Origin of the sequence: Streptomyces sp. NPDC048192, from assembly GCF_043202415.1 — a bacterium.
Classification (GTDB): domain Bacteria; phylum Actinomycetota; class Actinomycetes; order Streptomycetales; family Streptomycetaceae; genus Streptomyces.
In genome coordinates this window covers 59,040-78,856 of sequence record NZ_JBIDAL010000021.1, presented here as the reverse complement: position 1 = coordinate 78,856, position 19,817 = coordinate 59,040, and the positions used below count along the sequence as shown (strand labels likewise).

At 70.4% G+C, this 19,817-nt stretch carries 17 protein-coding genes and 3 pseudogenes; 9 read left to right on the top strand and 11 right to left on the bottom strand.

Annotated elements, in window-relative coordinates; all coding sequences use genetic code 11:
* Positions 1-77: 77 nt before the first annotated feature.
* The 4 genes and pseudogenes from ACGFZN_RS34705 to ACGFZN_RS34690 form a co-directional block, all read left to right on the top strand.
* Positions 78-650 (top strand): TetR/AcrR family transcriptional regulator, encoded by a 573-nt coding sequence (locus ACGFZN_RS34705; protein ID WP_393862440.1) that lies wholly within the window; start codon positions 78-80, stop codon positions 648-650.
* Between the two features lie 409 nt (positions 651-1,059).
* Complete coding sequence (locus tag ACGFZN_RS34700) at positions 1,060-1,449, top strand: gas vesicle structural protein GvpA (protein ID WP_393862439.1); 390 nt, start codon at positions 1,060-1,062, stop codon at positions 1,447-1,449.
* A 458-nt stretch (positions 1,450-1,907) separates the two neighbouring features.
* Complete coding sequence (locus ACGFZN_RS34695) at positions 1,908-4,193, top strand: PQQ-binding-like beta-propeller repeat protein (protein WP_393862438.1); 2,286 nt, start codon at positions 1,908-1,910, stop codon at positions 4,191-4,193.
* Between the two features lie 122 nt (positions 4,194-4,315).
* Positions 4,316-4,411, top strand: a pseudogene (locus tag ACGFZN_RS34690) (hypothetical protein); the annotation flags it as partial.
* Between the two features lie 148 nt (positions 4,412-4,559).
* Here ACGFZN_RS34690 and ACGFZN_RS34685 read toward each other — a convergent pair.
* Genes ACGFZN_RS34685 through ACGFZN_RS34675 form a run of 3 tightly spaced genes read right to left on the bottom strand, consistent with a single transcriptional unit; the run spans position 4,560 to position 5,974 of the window.
* Positions 4,560-4,928 (bottom strand): zinc-binding dehydrogenase, encoded by a 369-nt coding sequence (locus ACGFZN_RS34685; RefSeq protein WP_393862437.1) that lies wholly within the window; start codon positions 4,926-4,928, stop codon positions 4,560-4,562.
* Between the two features lie 4 nt (positions 4,929-4,932).
* Entirely contained in the window at positions 4,933-5,475 is a 543-nt protein-coding gene (locus ACGFZN_RS34680) for an alcohol dehydrogenase catalytic domain-containing protein (protein WP_393862504.1), read from the bottom strand.
* Positions 5,476-5,485: 10 nt separating this feature from the next.
* A complete protein-coding gene (locus tag ACGFZN_RS34675) occupies positions 5,486-5,974 on the bottom strand; it encodes a nuclear transport factor 2 family protein (protein ID WP_393862436.1) in 489 nt (162 codons plus the stop codon).
* Between the two features lie 193 nt (positions 5,975-6,167).
* Here ACGFZN_RS34675 and ACGFZN_RS34670 point away from each other — a divergent pair, with 193 nt between their 5' ends.
* Together ACGFZN_RS34670 and ACGFZN_RS34665 are read left to right on the top strand one after the other, a co-directional pair.
* Entirely contained in the window at positions 6,168-6,980 is an 813-nt protein-coding gene (locus ACGFZN_RS34670; RefSeq protein WP_393862435.1) for a LysR family transcriptional regulator, read from the top strand.
* 425 nt (positions 6,981-7,405) lie between these two features.
* Positions 7,406-7,642 (top strand): alpha-hydroxy-acid oxidizing protein, encoded by a 237-nt coding sequence (locus ACGFZN_RS34665; RefSeq protein ID WP_393862503.1) that lies wholly within the window; start codon positions 7,406-7,408, stop codon positions 7,640-7,642.
* Here the strand turns inward: ACGFZN_RS34665 and ACGFZN_RS34660 are convergent.
* From ACGFZN_RS34660 to ACGFZN_RS34650, 3 genes are all read right to left on the bottom strand, one after another.
* Positions 7,627-8,346, bottom strand: coding sequence for a PhzF family phenazine biosynthesis protein (locus ACGFZN_RS34660; RefSeq protein WP_393862434.1), 720 nt, complete (start codon positions 8,344-8,346; stop codon positions 7,627-7,629). The genes ACGFZN_RS34665 and ACGFZN_RS34660 overlap by 16 nt on opposite strands.
* A gap of 515 nt (positions 8,347-8,861) precedes the next feature.
* Complete coding sequence (locus ACGFZN_RS34655) at positions 8,862-9,938, bottom strand: SGNH/GDSL hydrolase family protein (protein ID WP_393862433.1); 1,077 nt, start codon at positions 9,936-9,938, stop codon at positions 8,862-8,864.
* A 1,248-nt stretch (positions 9,939-11,186) separates the two neighbouring features.
* Positions 11,187-11,579, bottom strand: coding sequence for a transposase (locus tag ACGFZN_RS34650; protein WP_393862432.1), 393 nt, complete (start codon positions 11,577-11,579; stop codon positions 11,187-11,189).
* A gap of 265 nt (positions 11,580-11,844) precedes the next feature.
* On the opposite strand from ACGFZN_RS34650, the gene ACGFZN_RS34645 reads away from it, so the two are divergent.
* Positions 11,845-12,213, top strand: coding sequence for a hypothetical protein (locus ACGFZN_RS34645; protein ID WP_393862502.1), 369 nt, complete (start codon positions 11,845-11,847; stop codon positions 12,211-12,213).
* 5 nt (positions 12,214-12,218) lie between these two features.
* Here the strand turns inward: ACGFZN_RS34645 and ACGFZN_RS34640 are convergent, their stop codons facing one another.
* Positions 12,219-12,575, bottom strand: a complete 357-nt coding sequence (locus ACGFZN_RS34640; RefSeq protein WP_393862431.1) for a hypothetical protein — start codon at positions 12,573-12,575, stop codon at positions 12,219-12,221.
* Here ACGFZN_RS34640 and ACGFZN_RS34635 point away from each other — a divergent pair.
* Positions 12,566-12,712: pseudogene (locus tag ACGFZN_RS34635) on the top strand (transposase); the annotation flags it as partial. The gene ACGFZN_RS34640 and the pseudogene ACGFZN_RS34635 overlap by 10 nt on opposite strands.
* A 111-nt stretch (positions 12,713-12,823) precedes the next feature.
* On the opposite strand, the gene ACGFZN_RS34630 reads toward ACGFZN_RS34635, so the two are convergent.
* Positions 12,824-13,729 carry a tetratricopeptide repeat protein gene (locus ACGFZN_RS34630; RefSeq protein WP_393862430.1) on the bottom strand — a complete coding sequence of 302 codons (906 nt, stop codon included), beginning with the start codon at positions 13,727-13,729 and terminating at the stop codon, positions 12,824-12,826.
* Positions 13,730-13,857: 128 nt separating this feature from the next.
* On the opposite strand from ACGFZN_RS34630, the pseudogene ACGFZN_RS34625 reads away from it, so the two are divergent.
* A pseudogene (locus tag ACGFZN_RS34625) lies at positions 13,858-14,113 on the top strand (transposase family protein); the annotation flags it as partial.
* A gap of 400 nt (positions 14,114-14,513) precedes the next feature.
* On the opposite strand, the gene ACGFZN_RS34620 reads toward ACGFZN_RS34625, so the two are convergent.
* The 3 genes from ACGFZN_RS34620 to glyA are packed head-to-tail and all read right to left on the bottom strand — an operon-like array spanning position 14,514 to position 19,701.
* Positions 14,514-15,728 carry an MFS transporter gene (locus ACGFZN_RS34620; protein ID WP_393862429.1) on the bottom strand — a complete coding sequence of 405 codons (1,215 nt, stop codon included), beginning with the start codon at positions 15,726-15,728 and terminating at the stop codon, positions 14,514-14,516.
* Positions 15,729-15,760: 32 nt separating this feature from the next.
* A complete protein-coding gene (locus ACGFZN_RS34615) occupies positions 15,761-18,283 on the bottom strand; it encodes an amino acid adenylation domain-containing protein (RefSeq protein WP_393862428.1) in 2,523 nt (840 codons plus the stop codon).
* Positions 18,284-18,300: 17 nt separating this feature from the next.
* Positions 18,301-19,701 carry a serine hydroxymethyltransferase gene (glyA, locus tag ACGFZN_RS34610; RefSeq protein WP_393862427.1) on the bottom strand — a complete coding sequence of 467 codons (1,401 nt, stop codon included), beginning with the start codon at positions 19,699-19,701 and terminating at the stop codon, positions 18,301-18,303.
* Positions 19,702-19,817: the final 116 nt, after the last annotated feature.

Below are 19,817 nucleotides of genomic sequence, written 5' to 3'. Positions count from 1 at the left end.
GAAGCCCTTCCGGTAATCCTCCGGGAACGTAACGGAGGCCCTTCCGCTTTGCAGCCGGACCAGTGAGACCAGCAGCCATGAATCCGCCTTCCGGCCGTGCCACCCGCAGCGACGCGCTGAGTAACCGAGCCCGCATCCTCGCCGTCGCCGGCGAGGCCTTCGCCGCGTCCTCGACCCCGTCCATGACGGCGATCGCCAAACAGGCCGGGGTGGGCGTGGGCACGCTGTACCGGCACTTCCCCACCCGCGAGGCCCTGATCGTGGAGCTCTACCACCACGAGATCCAGAAGATCATCGACCTCGCACACACCCTGGCCGCCGACCTGCCTCCCCTCGACGCCCTGCGCCGATGGTTCGAGGTCCTAGCCCACTACGGTCGCTTCAAGTACGGCGTCTCCGAGGTCATCCACGCGGCGACCAACGGCGGACTCGACGACAAGAATTACGAACCCTTCCTGCAGGCCATCGCCGCTCTCCTGGACGCCGGTGTCGCCTCGCAAGAGCTCAAACCGGGCATCGACCCGCAGGACGTACTCCTCCAACTCAGCGTCCTGTGGCGAATCCCGCCCAGCGACGACGCAGCGGCCCGAGCAGCGCGTCTGCTCGACCTCATCCTCGACGGCCTCCGGACCCGGCCCCCCGGAGCCTGAGGCCCGCCCGCCACGACCGCGGCCGGCAGGCAGACCGCATCTGGGGCTCGGCAGAAGCCTGTCGCGATCTTGACGGTGAAGCCGGGACGATACGGATTTGCCGGACCCTGGGCCGGCGGGACTGCCCGGCGACGAGACCCGGCGGCAGGCGTTCTGAACCCGTTGTCGCTGCACGCGCAGCTCCGCCGTGAACAAACCCACGCCTGCCGCGCGCGGCCCCGCACGCGTGGCTGCCGCATACACCACCGACAAGCCGACCCGCTCGGACAAGCTCGCACTGGTGTTTGATCGTAGGTCGTGGCGGCTACTCGCACCCGGAAGCCCGTAGCCGGAACACCAAGGCCGACGCTCCATTGCCGGCAGTCCCAGTGACGGGACGGGTCAAAGACACATCACAGGGGTGGTTGCGATGACCGTGGCAACGACACAGCAGGGCGGCGGGGGCGGTACCAGCGGCCTGTACGACGTTCTGGAACTCATTCTCGACCGCGGGGTGGTGATCGACGCGTTCGTGCGGGTCTCCCTTGTCGGCATCGAAATACTCAAGATCGATATACGGGTCGTGGTCGCCAGCGTCGACACTTACCTCCGCTTCGCCGAAGCGTGCAACCGCCTCGACCTTGAAGCGGGTCCAGGCAAGCCGGCCGGGCTGACAGAGCTCACGGGGAAAATGACGGAGTCCGGCGCCCGCGGCAAGACCAAGGGAGCCCTGTCCGGCGCCGCGGAGACCATCGCCGATGCCTTCAAGCAGGCACGCGATGAGGGCCGGGAGCGCCAGGGTGACCAGACCGCCCGTTAGAAGACGGGACTGAGCATTGAGCATGTGTGTCCACACGAGCGGTACATGCCTCACACCCCGCTCCGTGAGGACTTGAACGGCATCGGGGCCCCGCGGCCGGTACGCCGGCTGCACCAGAGCGGGCTGGCCCCGATCGCCAGTGGCGCCCCCGAGGACCTCCAGCCCAAACGCCGGGATCTGCCGGGCCCACGAGAGCGCCTGGGCGCACCGGCGCGGGTGGCTTGGTCCTGCCATCGGCCCCGCCCGGGCCGTACTCCTGCCGGGCTGGTGCGGCAACGTCCTCCTCACCTCCGCCGAGGTACGCGAGACGCTTCCTGCTGTCGAGCAGGCACCGGGTAACGGGCTGCACCCTGCCGGTGAGGGGGGTGCTCCATCCCGGGTCCTGTGTCATCGAGGGGGCGCGGTCTACGATCGACGCGGCCGAGTGAAAACCCCTTACTGCCGGGAGACTTGAGGCTGTGGACGACCGGGATCTGATACTCGCTGGCCGCTACCGCCTGGTGCGCCCGCTGGGGCGCGGCGGGATGGGGGAGGTGTGGGAGGCGCAGGACACCCGTCTACGGCGGCCGGTCGCGGTCAAGGTGATATCGACCCTCGCGGGTGGCGGCAGTCGGGCCGACGAGGCACGCGCCCGGTTTCTGCGGGAAGCGCGCATCACCGCCGCGCTTCAGCATCCCCATATCGTGACCGTCCACGACCTTGGTGAGGCGACCACCGATCAGGGCACGACGCCGTTCCTCGTGATGGAACTGCTCAGGGGCGAGGGCCTGGACGCCGTTGTCCGGCGCGGGCCTGTCGGCGAGGAGCAGGTGGCGCGGTGGGGGGTGCAGGTGTGCGATGCACTGAGTGAGGCGCATGCCGCCGGAATCCTCCACCGCGACATCAAACCCGCCAACCTGTTCGTCGCGGCCTCGGGCAGCCTGAAGGTGCTCGACTTCGGGATCGCCCGCGCCGCCGACCCCTCGGCTACCGGCGACCGCCTGACCCACACCGGGTTCATGGTGGGCACGGCCGCGTACATGGCACCGGAGCAGGCACGCGGGCGCCCGGAACAGCCCAGCGACCTGTACTCCCTCGGGTGCGTGCTGTTCGAACTGCTCACCGGGCGGCTGCCGTTCGACGCCCCGGACACCCTCGGGTATGTCACGGCGCACCTTCACGATCCGCCCCCCGCACCGAGCAGCCTCGTGCCCGGCGTCTCCGCTTCGTGGGACCACCTGGTCGGCCGGCTACTGGCCAAGGACCCTCGCGAGCGATACGAATCCGCCGCCGTGCTCGCCGACGAGCTGCGGCGCCTCGGTGGTGTGCGGCACGACATACCCGCGGTCGGCTACACCCCCACCGCCGCCGACCGGGCGGAGCATGGGACGAGTACACCGCCTTCTGCCGCCTCCGTGACCGACGATCTCGCGGCGGCGTCTACGGCTCAGGCGCCTGCCGCGCCGTCCGGTGAAACAGGCATGAGCCGACGCAGCCTGATCCTGGGCGGTGCAGGCGTCACCGCGGTCGCGGTCGCCGGAGGGGCTGCGGCGATGTACCTGGCCGGCGGCCCCAAGCGGGACCCGGTCGCCTGGTCACAGAAAATCCCAGACGTCGACGTGATCAACTCCGGCGGTCCGGACGTCGCCCTGGCCGACGGCCGCTGTCATGTGGCCACTGGCCACTACTACAAGGCGACCGCCGCGCTCCACACCTTCGACCTGGCCACCGGTAAGCGTCTGTGGAAGGCGTCCCTCAACGCCGCCTGGGCCCGGGAAGCACGCTTCACGGTCATCGGCGGCACGGTACTCGCCCTGACCCAGGACTCCGATCACAAGGGCGGACAGCTGCACGCCTTCGACGCTGCCACCGGCGAGCGCCGGTGGCAGCAGCCCGTCTCCAACAGCGCCATGGGGCTGGATGTGCACCGGCCCAGCGGCCTGCTGATCAGTGGAGAGGACGGTCGGGTGACCGGAATCGACCCGCGCAGCGGCCAGGAGCGATGGGCGATCGACGTATCATCCCCCTATGACGCCACATGGATCCTGGGCGGCGACCTGATCCTCTGCAGCGGCGGAACCGCGGTGCTCGGCAAGTCGGGCGAGAAGCTGTGGACACGCTCCGGCTTCCAGCCGCAGGGCGGCCTGGCACAGCCCCTTGGTGAGGGCATTCTCTGTTACGAGGCCGGCAAGACAGTCCCCGTCGACCTCGTCTGCCGCAAGGCGGACACAGGTGAAGTGCTGTGGCGGAGCCCGTTCCAGAAGACCAAACCGGACACTCTCAGCAATGGTGCCTTGCAGCCGCTCGATCAGCTGGTGTCGGGCACCACGGTCTTCCTTCCGCTGGCCGCGGGGTCCCGCCGGAAACCGACCGCACTGAACGGACTGACCGGTGAGCAGACCTGGACCTACGGCAGTACCTACCAAGAGGCTGACCTGAAGGAACGGGCCACGACCAGCGTGGCGGGTGGGTTCGTCCTGCCCACGGGATCGGGAACGGTGTGCCTGGCCGCCACCGACGGCGCGCGACGGTGGCATGCCGATGCACAGAGAGTGCAGACCACCAGCAAATACGCCCTGCTCTCCGATACAAGGCAGGTACGCGTCTTCCAGCACTGGACCAGCGTGCGGATCGTCGAAGTGGAGCACGGCCGTACGCTCTGGACAGGACAGTTCGACAGCACGGCCATGAGCGAGCCTGCCTCGAGCGGCGACTCGATCGTGGTCCTCGACGGCCACGGCACCCTGTGGGCGGTGCGCGTGTGACCTTTTGGACCAGGCCAGCAGCGGCCCGCTGGAAGTGTTCGACCGCGACGTCCGGCGAAGCCGGGCTGCCCACCCGCCAGGAGTGACGTGCAGGGACTGCGACCTGCCGGACGGAACTCACCGCGCTGGTGGCAGCAACCTCCACCGAGAAGCTCGAGCGGGCCGCCATCGCGGTCTACGGCAGCCGCAAGGCGGTCAACCGTCTCACGGGCAGCCGACCGCTACTGCGCTCGTCGCCGTGCGGGCCTTGCGCTGCGAGGGCCCGCACGGCGACCAGCTCATGCGGCGAAGGGCCAGCGCCACCCGGAGGGGCTGGCGCCCTGGCCCTGCAGCGTTCGCCGGCCAAGCCCGGCGTGAGCGGGCGGGTCAGTCCGCGACGGTCACCACGATCTTCCCGCCGGTGCTGCCTGCCGCGAGCACGCGCTGTGCGTCAGCGGCCCGTTCCAGCGGGAAGATGGCGCCCACCCGTACGGAGAGCCGGCCGGCCGTAGCCAGGTCGGCCACCGCTCTGAGGTCGTCCGCGTCGAGCCGGCAGAACACCGGGGTGACACCCGGCAGGCCGACGTCCGCCACCGAGGCAATGCGGGCGCGCGGCCGGGCTGCGGCAGCGGATGCGGTCACCACGCCCTTGCCGACCGTGTCCAGGACGGCGTCCACGCCGGCGGGCACCAGATCGAGGACGCGTGCGGCCACGCCGTCTCCGTAGACGACCGGCCCGACTCCGAGGGAGCGCACATAGTCATGGTCGCGCTCGGAGGCCGTGCCGATGACCTGGGCGCCGCGCGCGGCCGATCTGCGCGGCGAGCGAGCCGACACCGCCGGCCGCGCCGTGCACCAGCAGGGTCTCGCCGGGCCTCACATGCAGGGTGCGCACCACCGCCTGGTACGCGGTCAGACCCGCCAGCGGGAGTCCGGACGCCTCGGCGAAGCCCATGGTCCGGGGCTTGTGCACCAGGGTGCGCACATCGGCGGACACCACCTCGGCCAGTCCGCCGTGCGCGTGCTGCGCGTCGCCGCGGATGTAACCGACGACCTCGTCGCCGGGGGCGAACTCGGTGGCGACCGGGCCGGCGCTCTCCACCACACCGGCGATGTCCCAGCCCGGCACCACCGGGAAGTAGGTGGCGACCGCGCCGTCCAACGCCCCGGCCTGCAACGCGAGGTCGGCCGGGTTGAGCGCCGCCGCCTCCACCCGGACGACGACCGAGTCGACGTGCGCCTTGGGCAGCGGCAACTCCGCAAGTTCGAGTACCTCCGGACCGCCGTAGGAGCGGTAGACCATCGCCTTCACGTCACGCCCCCGGAACGGCCATCGGCATGTCCATCAGGACGTCGTGGCGTACGATCTTCCACTCACCGTCGATGCGGCGCAGGTCGGTGTCGTAGTAGCCCGACTCGATCGGCTCCACGGTGCCCTGGGCGCCGACGGCATCGTCCCGCCAACCCGTCTGCGGACGGCTTCGGCCACGCACCCGGAACACGATGAACTGGGCGTTCAGGTGGGCGCGGTCACCGTCGACCTCGATGACGTGGTCGGAGGTGATGTGATGACTGGAGCCACCCTCGGGATGCGGCTCCATGAAGTGCTCCACCGCGTACTGCACCGCCGTGCCACCGATCAAGGGCTCGCCGAACGGCTCGTAAGCGCCTGAAGCCGTTCTGGTCTGGATCTGCACCACCGCGTCGTCGGTGAACAGCGCACCCTGTGCTCTGCCGTCCCGGCGGTCGGTGGCGCGGACGTAGCGGGCGAGCACTTCCTGCACCTCGCGCTCGTCATTCATGATTCGGCTCTTTTCGTCCAGGGCGTGACTCGCGGTGCCTTCCGCATGGCTCAACGGTCCGCGAGACCGCGTGGGGTCCGGAAGTCAGGAGCACGGCCGGATCGACGTGGCCGCGTCCCAACGACGTTCAGTCGACCAGATGGGTGCCGGCCTTGGCGATGACCGATCTGACATGCGCCGATACCCTGGAAGCATGGATCGCCTGGAGACGCGGGAACTCGTCTACTTCTCGGCGCTGGCCGACGAACTGCACTTCGGCCGGGCAGCGGAGAACCTCGGCATCACCCAGCCGGTGCTCTCGCGTGCCGTCGCTCGCCTCGAGCGGCGTATGGGCGTGCGGCTCATGGACCGCACGAGCCGGAAGGTCGAGCTGACGGAAGCAGGCCGCACCTTCCGTGATGAGTGCCGGCGCCTGCTGCGCCAGCTGGACGCCGCGGTACGGCGCACCCGGCAGTCGGCGGACCATGCCCGCCTGGCCATCGCCGTACGCCCCGGAACCGGCAGCGGGTTCCTTCCGCAGGTACTGCGACGGTACGAGGGGCCCGAACCAGAGCTGGTCTTCGCGCACGACACCACGGGTGCGGTGCGAGACGGGATCGCGGACGCGGCCCTGGTGTGCCTCGAAAGCGAAGAGCTCGGGGGCCTGCAGGCCATCAGGATCGGGGCGGAGCAGCCGGTCGCGCTGGTGCCCCGAGAGCACGCCCTGGCCGGTCGCGACGGCGTCGTCGTCGCCGACCTTCGCGAGCTGAAGAGCTACCGCGCCCAATGCCCCGAGGCCGGCCTCGACGAGATCCTGGACCGTGTCGCACTCGGCCGTCTCGTCACCGTGGTGGGATCGACAGTCGTCGACCGCCTGCCCAGCGATGTCGCGGCCGTACCGGTCACCGACCTGCCGGCCACCACGCTCGCCTTCTGCTGGTCTCCCGCGACGAGGAACCGACACCTGCAGGCACTGGCGCAGGGTCTGGCCACAGATGCGCTGCCGGGCTCAGGGACATCGGCATAGGACACATGGCTGGCCCGCGCCCGGCCGTCGCGCCCGTACATTGGACGGCAACGCGGCTGGAGTTGACGGCTCGGGGAACAGGCGAAGGGTGTGCTGCGGGGTGACGATGCGCCAGGTGTCGGAGTCCGACTGCGGGGCGGTGTCGACAGAGGCGAGCTGCGCACTCGTGCCCGCAGCGAACTCCGGCCGTACGCCTCCGTATACGTTCCGCTCGGTAGCGAACGCGGTTGTGAGCTCCGGCACTTGCTGCGGAAACGTGGACGCCGTGAACGTCGTCGGCACCGAGCTGGGCGCAGCGTACGCAAGCTCGGCCAAGGCCCCATCACCATCCGAACGAGCTGCCCAATGGCCCCCAAGTGCGCGGTCTCGTGTGGACATGAGGCGCTGCCCTCCGTCGCCGCGCGGGTGGACGGCCGGGTCCCGTCATCCTGGACGGCGGAATACGCCGGGGCACGGATGTGCTCAAGGCGATCGCCCTCGGCGCCACGGCCGTGGCGGTCGGCCGGCCGTACGTGTGCTGCCTCGCCGCCGACGGGTGGGCAGGGGTGCGGGACGTGGTGCGGGCGCTGCGCAGACAGACGGAGCTGGCCATGGCTCTGACCGGGGCCGCGCGCCTCGCCGATCTCACGCCCGACCTCCTCGTGCCTCACCCGTCGGCATAGAGCGCGGCCACCGCGTCGCGAACCTGCGCCGCGGGCCGCTCCACCGCACATCGGCCGCCCAACTCCACCCGGCTGTCGTCCACCGGCCGGGTGCGGATGACAGCGCGATGACGGCCGTGCAGCACCTCCAGAGCGCGGCCCAGCTTCAGGGTCAGCAGCATGGAGGCGCTGCCGCACGCCTCGTCCTCGCCCTTGCCGATCCTGGGCGCCCACAACCGGGCGCGCACGCGACCGGCCGCCTCGTCCTCCCAGGCCCACACCTGGGTGAAGTCCTCGCCGTCCGGCAGGCCGGTCAGGGCGTCGATCTCGGCCGCGTCGGCCATCCGGTAGTGGCGCCAGGGCTTCGACCAGGCCGCGGGCGCGGTCAGCCAGACCGTGCCGTCGGCGTCCCTGCGGCACGGCACCGGCCCCGCGTCGGGGAGCAGCTCCCGCGGGGCGCGGCCGATGCCGTGCAGGGCCTCGACGGTGGCCAGCAGCGGATGGCCGCCGAAGCGGATCGACTGACCGTAGGAGCTGTGGATACTGATACGGCCCTGGTCGGCGTCCCGGACGAACACGGTGGCCGGGACACCCAATCGGGTCGCCAGTTCCTGACGTTGTGCGGAGGTGACCGAAGCCCCGTCCGGTTCGGCCACCACCAGAGCGGGATTGCCGTACATCCCCTCGGCGTTCACGAACGCCCTCACCATCCAGCACGCAGTCATGCCCAGACCGTACCCGCACCCCGAAGTGCTCGGCGCAGGCCGGTATGCGACGCCGAAAAGTGCAGGCTGACACCGTCGGGCGCACACACCGGCCTGTCCCGCCACGCGGTCCCCGCCCGGGCAGAGCAGGAACGGCCTCGGGGCCGCAACCACCACGCCTACGAAGACTGTTGCTATCCCGCACAAGATCAGCCCAGCTCCACTCGGACGGGCTCCCTGTTGAACTTCGCCGTACGAAACCCCCCGCTCGTAGCGCCGCTGCGGGCCCTGGTCAGGGCTGGCTGACGGGCGTAACCAGCACAGCTGATGCACGTTCCGCCGCGTTGGATGAGCTTCTCCATCCCACGATCGGTATGCGCGCGCTGCACGCGCCTGATGCTGTACATGCTGACGGAGGCGCACATCCACCAGCTGGTGGCCGCAGTGATCGCGGCATCCCGCTGCCAGGTGAGGCGGCCCGGTTGGTCAGCACTGCCCCCTGAACCCAGCGCCCCCGAGGGCCCGAACCGCCTGCTTCAGCGGCCGGCTGGTCGGGGGAAGTCGTGCCTTATGCGTCGGGTGAGCTCTTCGGCGACGTACCGGTGGTAGCGGCGATTGGGGTGGATCAGCGCCGGCTCTCCCCACCCGCCCGACCCGACCGTGCCCGCCTTCTCGGTGTAGCCCTCCACCCACTTCACATCGCGTGCAGCACAGGCGTCTCTTCCGACAGTAGCCCGCTGGGTGTCGACGAACTGGGCCGGCACGCCCTGCTGGTTCGCGCGGGCCGTGGCGGACGCGATGGCCGCGTTGACACCGTCGAGTATCCGGCGCAGCCAGACGAGGTCCCCTGGATTGAGGGTGAACAGCTCCTGAGAGCTGCGGGCACAGGTGCGGACGTCTTCAGGGATCACCGTCGGATAGCCAACCGTGTAGATCCGCGCGTGCGGCGCCCTGGTGTGCAGTTCACCCAGCAGCGCCTGGTAGTGGGCGGCCAGTGCGCGCCTGTGCCCGTCCAGGTCCGGGTCGTTGGCGGGCAGGCCGAGGACGGCGTACGTACCGCTCTTGAGGTTGTCCTGGCACTGCGCGGGACGGCTGCCGGTGCTGTCGGCTTTCAGGCACAAGGACGCCAAGGGGCCGAAGTAGTCGTTGCCGCCGATGCCGACTGTGATGACGTCGGTGTCGGCAGACACTGCCCTGATCTGCGCCGGGCGCGCCGGGAAGGGCGCCAGCGGGTCGCTGTGGGGCGTTGCGAACCTGTCGAGTCGGGCGTGGCCCGTCGGCGTCTGCGGCGTGTGGCGGACGTCGTCGGTGGTAGCTCCCCCGCAGGTGACGTTCACGGCAGTGGCCAGACGTGAAGCCAGTTGCCTCTTCACCACGTACGGATACGAGCCCAGCGTCTGCTCACACCCCGATTTGCCAGGCGCGTCCGGCTCCGCAGGCTCTCCGGCCAGGCGGGTGTACCCCGCCGAATAGGAATCGCCAAGACTGACCATCTTCAGCCTCGGAGCCCGTTCCAGGGGCTCGTGCGCGTCGGCACGCGCCTTGACCTCAGCCGTGCCCGCGAGCAGGAGGGCCGCACATCCCATTGCTATCGCCGTCGTCCTGGAACGCATCAGCCGCCGACACCCTCCGCCAGAGGCCGCGCCCGCCGCGCGGCCCTCCTACCAGACCTTGTCCCCGTATCCGAGGCAGACGCACCCTGGCGCCACCCGGACAGAGGAACCCGATCACCACAACGGTCGGTGGTACACGGCACACAGCCCGGCAGCCGTGGGCGTCCCTACCTTCTCGAGAGTGTTTGATGCGGCGTGAACGAAGCTGGACACGAGGCGTTCAGTACGGCGTAGCGGGCAATGATCCCAACTTCCAGTGAGGATGAATGAGATTCCATGAGAAGGACGCTTCGAGGGCGCGTGAAGAGGAGACCTGTGGTGTCGAACGATCCCATGGCGGCGGTGGTGCAATACGCCGATGCCTTCAACCGCGGTGACGCGAAGGCGATGGCCGCGGCATGCGCCGACCCGATGCAGATTCATCACCCTCGGTAAGCCATGGCATGTCGATATCTCCGGTGATCATGCCTATGTCGTTGTTCCCGCGACCATGACATTCGACCTGTGGGGCAGACAGGTCACCCAGACCGGCTCGGTCTTCACGGTGGCGCTTCGCAGGGCCGGCACGGAGTGGCGACTCACGGCCTGGGCGTGGACAAAGGGCTCTTGGTACTCCAGTGTGACTTCGCGATCCAAGTGTCCGACTGGCTGGTGAGCCGCCGTCGGTAGCGGGAGCGTCTGGCTGTGCCTGGTGGAGCATGCGCCGGATTGACCAGGCCAGAAGGTGGTGCGGCGGTGTGGCCGGTGGTCTGAAGAGCGTGCCGGTGAGGCGGCGGATCTCCGGGACGGTCAAGTCGATCGGGTCGCAGCTGCGGACTGGGGGGTTCGGGTCGGTGCTCCGGTCCGGCTTCGCGCTGGCGGCAACGGCGGTGAGGAAGGTCAGCGCGAACATGGCAAGGGTGATGGGGCGGTGCCCGGAGGTCCAGTGGCGGACCTGGTACTGGTCCAGCAGACCTGGCCTTTTGCGGCTTGGAAGCACGCTTCGATGCACCACCTGCTCCCGGCAACGCGAACCAGCGCGGCCAGGGCCACCTGACCCGGTGACCAGCACCGGTAAAAGGCACGTTCGCCGGTTGCGGGGTTGCGGCGGATCAGCAGAAACCGGTTCTTGTCGGCTCCGGTCTGCGCCCACACCCATTCGTAGCAGCGCGGGCGCTTCGCTCCGGCGCCGGCGCTCTGCCGGTGCCAGGCGTAGGTCTACGGCCACGACCCGCGCCTTCGGTCCGCCCTTGAGGCACGTGGAATCGGCTACGTCCTCGCAGTCGCCTGCACCACCAAGGTGCGGCTCTTCGAGAACCGCACGGTGGTCCAGGCCGCCACCGTGGCCGCCTCACTGCCCCGGGACTTCGGAAACCCTGTCTCGTCCACGATCAACACGCCGTCCCCGCCGAGGTGGTCCAGCACGTAGGAGCGGACCTCGTCGCGCACCCCGTCGGCATCCCAGCGTACGCTTCGCAGCAGCCTCTGCATCACGCCGGGGCGGGCATGGCCAGCCTCTTCGGCCGACTGCCGGCAGTTCTTGCCTTCCACGCCGGACAGCGGTCCAAGGATGCCCGTACCGTCGCCTGCGGTTCCACTCGGCGAAACCAGCCGCGATGCGGGCCATGGCCTGCTCGAACATCGCCTGCCAGCGGGCCGCATAGATGTTCTGGCCCGCGGTCATCACACGATCTTCGGAAGGCCACACAACCCCTGATGATCAGGCGTTGGCCGTTCTCATACTTACCCGGGTCCAACGCAAAATCGCGAGGGCCGACCGGATGGGGATGGCGCGCTCTCGCTCGAGGCGGATCCACCTGTCAATCCCTTTGCGCGACCGAGCAGGTCACCCCTAGCGTGCAAGCGCGCAGGAACCGTGCGCCAGGGCAGCGCGCCACACGAATGAGGAGCAACCGCCGTGGGAACCATGGTCTCGGTCAGGGGCTGGCTGCAGTGTGACGACGGACAACTGGCCCAAATCAAGGAGATCGTGGAAGCCGACGATCCGGAGCGCACCTACAGCGGGGGCTGGGCCTTCCCCGCTCGGCAGTACAACGACGTCAGGTGGGCCTTCTACGGTGGCGACATCCGCGCGGTGTCCCTCGGCTGGTTCGAGGAGAGGTTGCGTCAGATCGCCCAGATCTCCGCCTCCTACCAGGATGACGAGTACGACGAGAGGCCCCGGGGGCTGTTTCTGGTCAGCCACGACGTCGACGGCATGACCGAGTGGAGGGTCCACAACGGCGGCCTGGTGATCGGCCTCCCGGATGGGGATTACCACTACCTCGACGCCTAGCTAGATCACGAAGTCCGCAGTGGAATATAGAGCGCTTCTGATCTGGATAGTTGCTGTTCTGGGATGATTTCTTGACGTGTGGCGTTGTTGATCGTTGCACGGTGCGTGAGTGTTCGTCGTCCGTACTGCAGTGACGTGTCCGATGCCCGCTGAGCCTTGATCAAGCCGGTCTTCACTGCGTCTACGACTGCTACGCCGAGCGGGAAGCCGACGGCACCACTCAGCAGGTCCACGATCTGTAACGCGACAAGGGCCGCCGAGCCCACGGCCGCAGCTTCCAGCCGACCGCGGCCCTGGTGGACGCGCAGAGCGTGATGACCTCGACAAACGCCGCCGAGACCCGTCAGGGTTGCAGCGACCACGGGAGGAGGGGTTCGAGCCGCTACCGAAGCGGTGGGTGATCGAGCGGACCTTCGGCTGGTTGATGCCGCATCGCCGCCTGGCGCGGGACTACGAAGCCCTGCCCCGGCGATCACGGGCGGTGATCCACTGGGCGATGGATAAGGGCGTGGATGCCGTAGCCCTGCAGTGGCAGTCGCGCCGCAACTCAGGCTCCGGTCGCCCTGCTGGGCACTTGCTGCGGAGTTGCTGCTCGTGGCGGAGCGGAGCCTCAGCTGTTCCGGAAGCGCCGGGCCGCAGCCGCGAGTTCCTCAGGCAGCGCCGGGCCGGCACATGCGTGATCAATCAGCAGGTCCCGGTACGAGTCGTTCGGCAGATTCGGCGCCAGTTCGATGAGTTCGCTCAGATCGACACGCGAGCCCGTCAGCCGTGCACGGTAGGCAGCCCCGGCGGCGCGAAGTGAGAGCTCAGTCGGCTCGTACCTCATCCCCTGATCGATCAGCCGGACCGCAGAGGCGAAGTCGCCCTGCTCAGCACGCACATCGGCCAGGTCCAGGTAGAGCGACCAGTTGGCCGGTTCCAGGGCAAGAGCGCGCTCGAACGCAGCCACGGTCTGCTGAAGATCACCCAGCTTGCGCCACGTGCCCGCTCGGACCACCTCCGTCAGCATGATCCGTTCGACGGAGTCTGCCTGATCGCAGAGGGCAAACGACGTATCGGTGAGACCGCATGCCCGCAGCAAGATCGCCATCTTGGCCAACGCCTCCGGCAACGGCTGGCGGGCAGAGACCGCGTCGACGGCTTCGAACCAGGGCCGAAAACGTTCCCGCATGCTCTCGGTGTCCAGATCATGGCCATAGTCCATCGTCCGCATCGCGGCCTCGGCCAGCGCATCGGCATTCACCACACCGAGAAATCGTTCATCGCTGAACCAGGGAGCTTTGGCCCAGGCAATGTCGGGTCGCACACCCGTCACCGATCCGATCGCCAGCGCCGCGCCGTCCATCTCGCCCTGAAGGAAGCTGATGTACGACTGCGCCAGTACCGTCCTCAAGGAGTTGGCACCCTGTACGACCTCGGCCAGCTCCGACGGGTTGTCCCTCCACAACTCGGCAAGAACCGCATAGGGCTCGGGGTTGTCAGGCGCGGAGGCGATGGCGCCCGCCAGATAGTGCACGGCTGCTGATGGGCTGTCCCCGCAGTGCGCCATCACCCGCGCGAGACCTACTCCAGCTGCTACCGCCCGATTCGACATCGTCCGAGGGTATCGCGGCCCCGAACTCTCTCTCAGCCGTGCCCCATGGTGAGGGCGCGGACCCGGTCCTTGAGGGCCTGCCCCGGGGACTGCCGTACGAGGACCGGGTTCTGTCGGCCGCCGCGTACTTGCGCACGAACCTGACACTGCAGCCCCCCACCACTTCTCGGGATCTCAAAAGCCGTGGCCGATCGCATCATCGGGCATCTCGGCCCCCTGCTCGCCCTCCGGCCGCGCAAGCGGTTCCGCAAGGACGCCGTGCTCCCTGTGGACGGCATGGTCGCCCCGGCAGCCCGCCGGACAGTACCCGTGTGTTGCCGTCGAGGGCTCGCTCGGGCGTTGGGCGGCCGGCATGCGATGGGTCGGGCGGCACCGTGCGCCGGCCCTGAACCGCTCGAACTGCGACAGTTCGCCCAGAGGTCGGGCATGCCACTTGCTCTGCACGGATGGGGAGAAGACGGAGCGATCGTTCATGAGCAGTCCGGGTGAGCTGCGCGCACGCGCCGACGATCTGGAGGCCGGGTACCTCCCGGCGGAGGGCCGGCCGTACGACAGCGGCAGCTCAAGCGCTGTCGGCGGGCTCGCAACGGCGACCGCGCCTTCGGCGACCGGCCGCGGCCGTCGGGACCGCGGGGACCGGCGAGTCGTCGTGGACGACGACGGAGGACCATGCGGCGGGGCTGCGTTGCCGAGCCCTGCCGTCCGGTCACTTCCCGTCCGGTCCGCGGGAGTCGGGCCTCGGGCCCGAGGGCACGACGGCCAGGAGGGCGATGGCCAGGCAGGCCAGCAGGGGGGCGGCGTAGGCGATGTGCACGCCGAGCGGGAGCATGGCGGCGACCGCGAAGCCGGCCAGACCGTAACCGGCGCCGTTGGCCGCGTAGAGGGAGGAGAAGCCCGCGCTCCACGCCGACTCGGGAAGGTCGCGCTGAAGGGTGAGCGCCCGCGCGGTGATCTGGGGCGCGGCGAACAGCCCGGCCGCGATCACGCTGATCGCGATCACGGGCAGGCTGGGCACGAGCGCGGAGGGCAGCAGGGCCGCACATAGCAACGCCAGGAACAGGGCCGCCTGACGGTGGATGCGCCCCGGCCAGCTGCGCAGTCCGTACATCAGACCACCCAGCACACTGGTGATCGAGTAGCCGGTGAAGAGCACTCCCGCCAGGGATGCGGGGGACCCCACGGTGTCCAGGGACGGTGGTACCCCTGTGTCCAGGCAGCCACCGGCGAACCCTCCGACAATCCCCAGGGCGAGGGAGGGCGCGGCGGCGCGTAACAGTGTGCGGTGCGAAGACCGCTGCGTGGTCCGGTCGGTGTGCGCATGGGTGGGTGCGGTGTGCAGGCGTACGGAGGTCAGGGCCGAGGCGGCGGCGAGTAATGCCATGGCAGTGACCGCGAGGCGTGGATCGCCCAGGGCGACCAGGCCGGCCACCGCTGCGGGGGCCACCGTCCACGCCAGTTCCAGCAGCGTGGTGTCCAGACTCATCGCCTGATGCAGCAGGGGCCGCGGCATGCTGCGGGCGAGCAGCGCCCGTAGCTGTCCTGGCGTCCCGGCCCCGACACCGCCGGCCACGCCGGCCAGCACGACGAGTGCCGCGGCGGGCAGGGCGGTGGCGGTAGCCGCGAGCAGGGCGTACACGACTGCGCGGACGGTCAGGGCCACCCGAAGACAGCGGTGGCCCGGCCAGCGGTCGGCGAGGGCGCCCAGCCAGGGAGCCAGTACCGCCTCGGTGATCGCGTGGGCGCCGGAGGCGAGGCCACCGATCGCGAAGGAACCGGCTTGATGACCCAGCAGGACCAGCGCGAGCGGTGCCATGGCGTCCGGCACCCGGCACAGCAGAGTGGTCACGGCCCAGGGCCGCCAGCCTGGCGCCGTCATGACCTGCCGGTAACCGGTCGGCCGTGCGCTCACCTGGGCGTCCACCCGTCGTCTCCTCTCCCCTGTCGCTCCGCCCGTCAGCGGGCGTGCCCCGTCGACCCCGGGGGTACCGGGTTCCCCGGGGCGTCGGCTTCATCGATGGTGCACGGTTGTCGCAGCGCCCGCAGCCTGGCTGCCAGCGCCTCGACGGTGCGGTGCTTGAACAGTTCCGCGGGCGACAGGGTGGGGGCCAGGGCGCTCATGGCCCGTATGGCCCGGAAGGAGTCGCCGCCCATGGCGAAGAAGTCCGCGTCGGGGCCGGGCGACGGCACCTCCAGGATCCGTGCCCACACCTGTGCCACCCGTTCCTCCTCGGGGTCGCGGTACCTGTCCCCCGCCCTCGGCGGGTCGGACTCGACTTCCTGAGTGTGCGTCAGCCGCCGCCGGTCGACCTTGCCGTTGGGGCTCAGAGGCAGCTCGTTGGTGACGACGACAACGCCGGGCACCATCGGCGCCGGCAGCCGCGCCGCCAAATGCGTGCGCACCGCCGAGGAGTCCACCACCGCGGTCGGGTGCGGCACGACGTATCCGACGAGTCGGCGCTCTCCGGGGCCGGCGGTCGCCACGGCGACGGCCTGCCGGACGCCGGGGACGGCGCGCATGTGGTGCTCGATCTCTCCCAGCTCGACACGCACTCCGCTGATCTTGACCTGGAAGTCGAGTCTGCCCAGGAGTTCCACCAGACCGTCGGGGTGGTAGCGGGCGAGGTCGCCCGTGCGGTAGAGGCGGTCCTCCCCCACCGCCGGATGCCGCCAGGAGCGGAATCGCTCGGCGGTCAGGTCGGGGCGGCCCGCGTAGCCGCGGGCCAGGCCCGCACCGGCCAGGTGCAGTTCGCCCGGCACGCCGATGGGGACGGGTGCGCCCTCGGGGTCGAGGATGTAGAGCCGCTGATTGGCCAGGGGCCGGCCATAGGGCACGCTGGGCCAGTCGGGTCCGCCCGTGGCGGGCACTTCGTAGAGCGTGGAGTGGATGGAGGACTCGGTGGCCCCGCCGAGGGCGGCCACCCGCACGTTCGGGGCGATCGCCCGCAGCCGTCCGGGCAGGGTCACACCGATCCAGTCGCCGCCCAGCATCGCCACCTTCAGATCCGGAAGCTCCAGGCCGCCGCGCTCGGCGTGCTCCACGAACAGCTCCAGCAGGGCGGGGGCGGAGTTCCACACGGTGACGTGGTGCGCCTGGACGAGGTCCGCCCAGTGTGTCGGGCGCTGGAGCCCCCCGGGGTCCGGTACGACGACGGTGCCGCCGGCGACCGTGATGCCGAGGAATTCGTACACCGACATGTCGAAGCCGGGTGACGACAGCGCGAGGACCGCGTCACCCGGTCCGATGCCGAAGCGCCCGTTGAGGTCGGTGAGATTGTTGACGACGCCCCGGTGGCGCAGCTCGATGCCCTTGGGCTCTCCGGTGGAACCGGAGGTGTGGATGACGTAGCAGAGGTCGTCCGGGCGTGCCCTCGCCGGCAGGTCGCGGCGGGCGGCGCGAGCCGCCTCGTCCGGGTCGACCGTGTCGGCTGCCGCGTCCTGCCACGGGTCGTCCGGGGGCGGGGGGAGGATCAGCAGCCGACCGGGTCCCTCGGGCAGGGCCGTCGCCGTGGCCGGTGTCGCCAGGACGGCATCGCAGGCGCCGTCGCGGCGCAGGAAGGCCAGCCGCTCGGCCGGGTAGGCGGGATCCATCGGCAGATAACAGCCGCCCGCCTTCAGCACCGCCAGCAGGGCGACGAGCAGGTCGGCGGAGCGTGGCAGGGCCACCCCGACGACCGACCCGGGAGCCACGCCCAGCCCGGCCAGGTGGCGGGCGAGGCGATTGGCCCGGGCGTTGACCTCGGCGAAGGTGGTGGCCTCGCCGCCCTCCCACACGGCCACGGCGTCGGGCTGCGCGGCCGCCCGGTCCTGGAAGTGTTCGTGCAGGCACCGGTCGTGCGGCAGATCGGCGGCTGTACGGTTCCACTCCACCAGCATCAGCTGTTCCTCGGCGGGCGTCAGCAGAGGCAGCCCTGTCACGGGAAGGTCCGGATCGGCGGCCGCCGCCGCGCCCAGTACACGAAGGTGGCCGCACAGCCGCTCGGCGGCGTCGGCTGACAGGGTCCCGGGCGGCACCACAAGCCATGCGCCGCCCTCGGGCCCGAAAACGTCGACGGCGAGGGTGAGGCAGCCTTCCTCCGCCGCGGTGTCGAGCTGCCCTGGCCGGCACCCGATCACCCGCACACGCAGCAGGCCCTCCGCCCGGCCTGCGCTGTCGGCGTCCGCATGCTCGAAGGGAGTGCCTGGCGAGCGCAGGACGGCTCGGACGTCCGCGAGCAGCGTGCGGTACGAGGGCCGTCCGGCGAGGTCGAAGGGTATCCGTGTGGTCCGTCCGCCGGGGCCCTCGGGAAGCACGGGGAGGACGAAGTCCTCGGCGCCTGCGTACCGGGCCAGGACGACCGCGCAGATCGCCGCGGCCGCGGCGAGCCCGGCCGCGTCGTCCCGCTCGAGGGGGCCGGGCAGCATGACGGCGTGGACGCAGGGCCGGTCCCCGCGGGCCGCCTTCGCCTGGGGAGTCACGGCAAGGGTCAGGGCTTGCATCGACGTGTCCTTCCTCGTCAGCGCGCGGCCGGGTACTGGGGCACCGGGAAGCGGTCGCACAGTTCTCGCACGGCTGCACGCACCCGTAAGGCGAGCGCAGGGTCGAGGCCGTCCCGCCCTCCCCTGCCGCCCAGGCCGCGTACGACCGTGTCGACCAGGTCGGCGCAGGTGTGCATCTCGGCGGGCCCCAGACCGCGCTGCGCGAGGATGTTGGTGCCCAGCCGCAGCCCGCTGGTGACCAGAGGCGGTCGGGTGTCCCCGGGCACCCGGTTGCGGTTGGCGAGGATGCCGCACTCTTCCAGCGCCCGCTCGGCATCGGCTCCGCTCACTCCGGCGGCGGTCAGGTCGAGGAGGACCATGTGGTTGTCGGTGCCGCCGCTGACCAGGCGGTGGCCACGCGCCGTCAGGGCGTCGGCCAGCACGCGGGCGTCCGTCCGGATCCGCCGTGCGAGCGCGGTGAACTCGGGGCCGGCCGCCAGCCCGAGAGCGCGTGCCTTGGCCGCGATCGCAGCGGCGTTCGGCGTGCCCTGGGTGCGCGGGAAGACCCCTCGTCGTATCCGCTCGGCCAGCGGCGTGCCGCTGTCGGCGCCGGCTCGCTCGTCCGCCGCGGCCCCGAGAAGGATCAACCCGCCGCGGGGTCCGCCCAGTTGCTTGTAGGTGCTGGTGGTCGTCACGTGCGCGGTGTCCACGGGGTTGGGGTGGAGGCCGGTGGCCACCAGCCCGGCGACGTGCGAGATGTCCGCGAGCAGCCAGGCGCCCACCTCGTCGGCGACGGCCCGGAAGGCGCCGTAGTCCCAGGTACGCGGATAGGCACTGGCGCCGGCCACGATCACTGTCGGCCGGTGCCGGCGGGCGAGGGCGGCGACCTCGTCGGGGTCGATGCGGCCGTCGGAGCCCAGGCCGTAGCGTACGGCCCGGAAGTACCTGCCGGTCACCGAGGCAGGGGCGCCGTGGGTGAGATGGCCGCCGGCGTCCAGGTCGAGGCCCAGAAGGGTGTCACCCGGCCGCATCAGGGCGAACAGCACGCTGAGGTTCGCAGACGAGCATGAGTGGGGCTGCACGTTGGCGTGGCGGGCGCCGAACAGCGCCGCCGCCCGCTGAGCCGCAAGTCGCTCGACCTCGTCGAAGAAGCGTGCTCCTGGATGGTAGCGAGCGCCGGGGTAGCCCTCGGCGGTGACGTTGGACAGGGCGCTGCCCGCTGCCGCGAGGACGGAGGGGTGGGCCAGGCTGGCGTAGGCGACCATCGCCAGGTTCTGCTGCTGGAAGCGGACTTCGGCGTCCAGCAGCCCGTTCAGCGCGGGATCGTCGCACGGCAGGGCGCCGGCGCCCTGGTCGAGGAGTTGCCGGTGGGTTCCGGGCGCGGTGAACGGCTGGGGTGCCGGTCGCGATGCGGTCAGGGGCGATTGTCCAGTGATCATGGCGGGTTCCCAAGGGCGATGACGGGGTGAGGCAGGGTCCGAGCCGCGCACTATGGCCCGGAGCAGGACCTGGCGTGGGCCACGGCAGGCAGGCCGCTTGGCGGCGCACGGTGGCC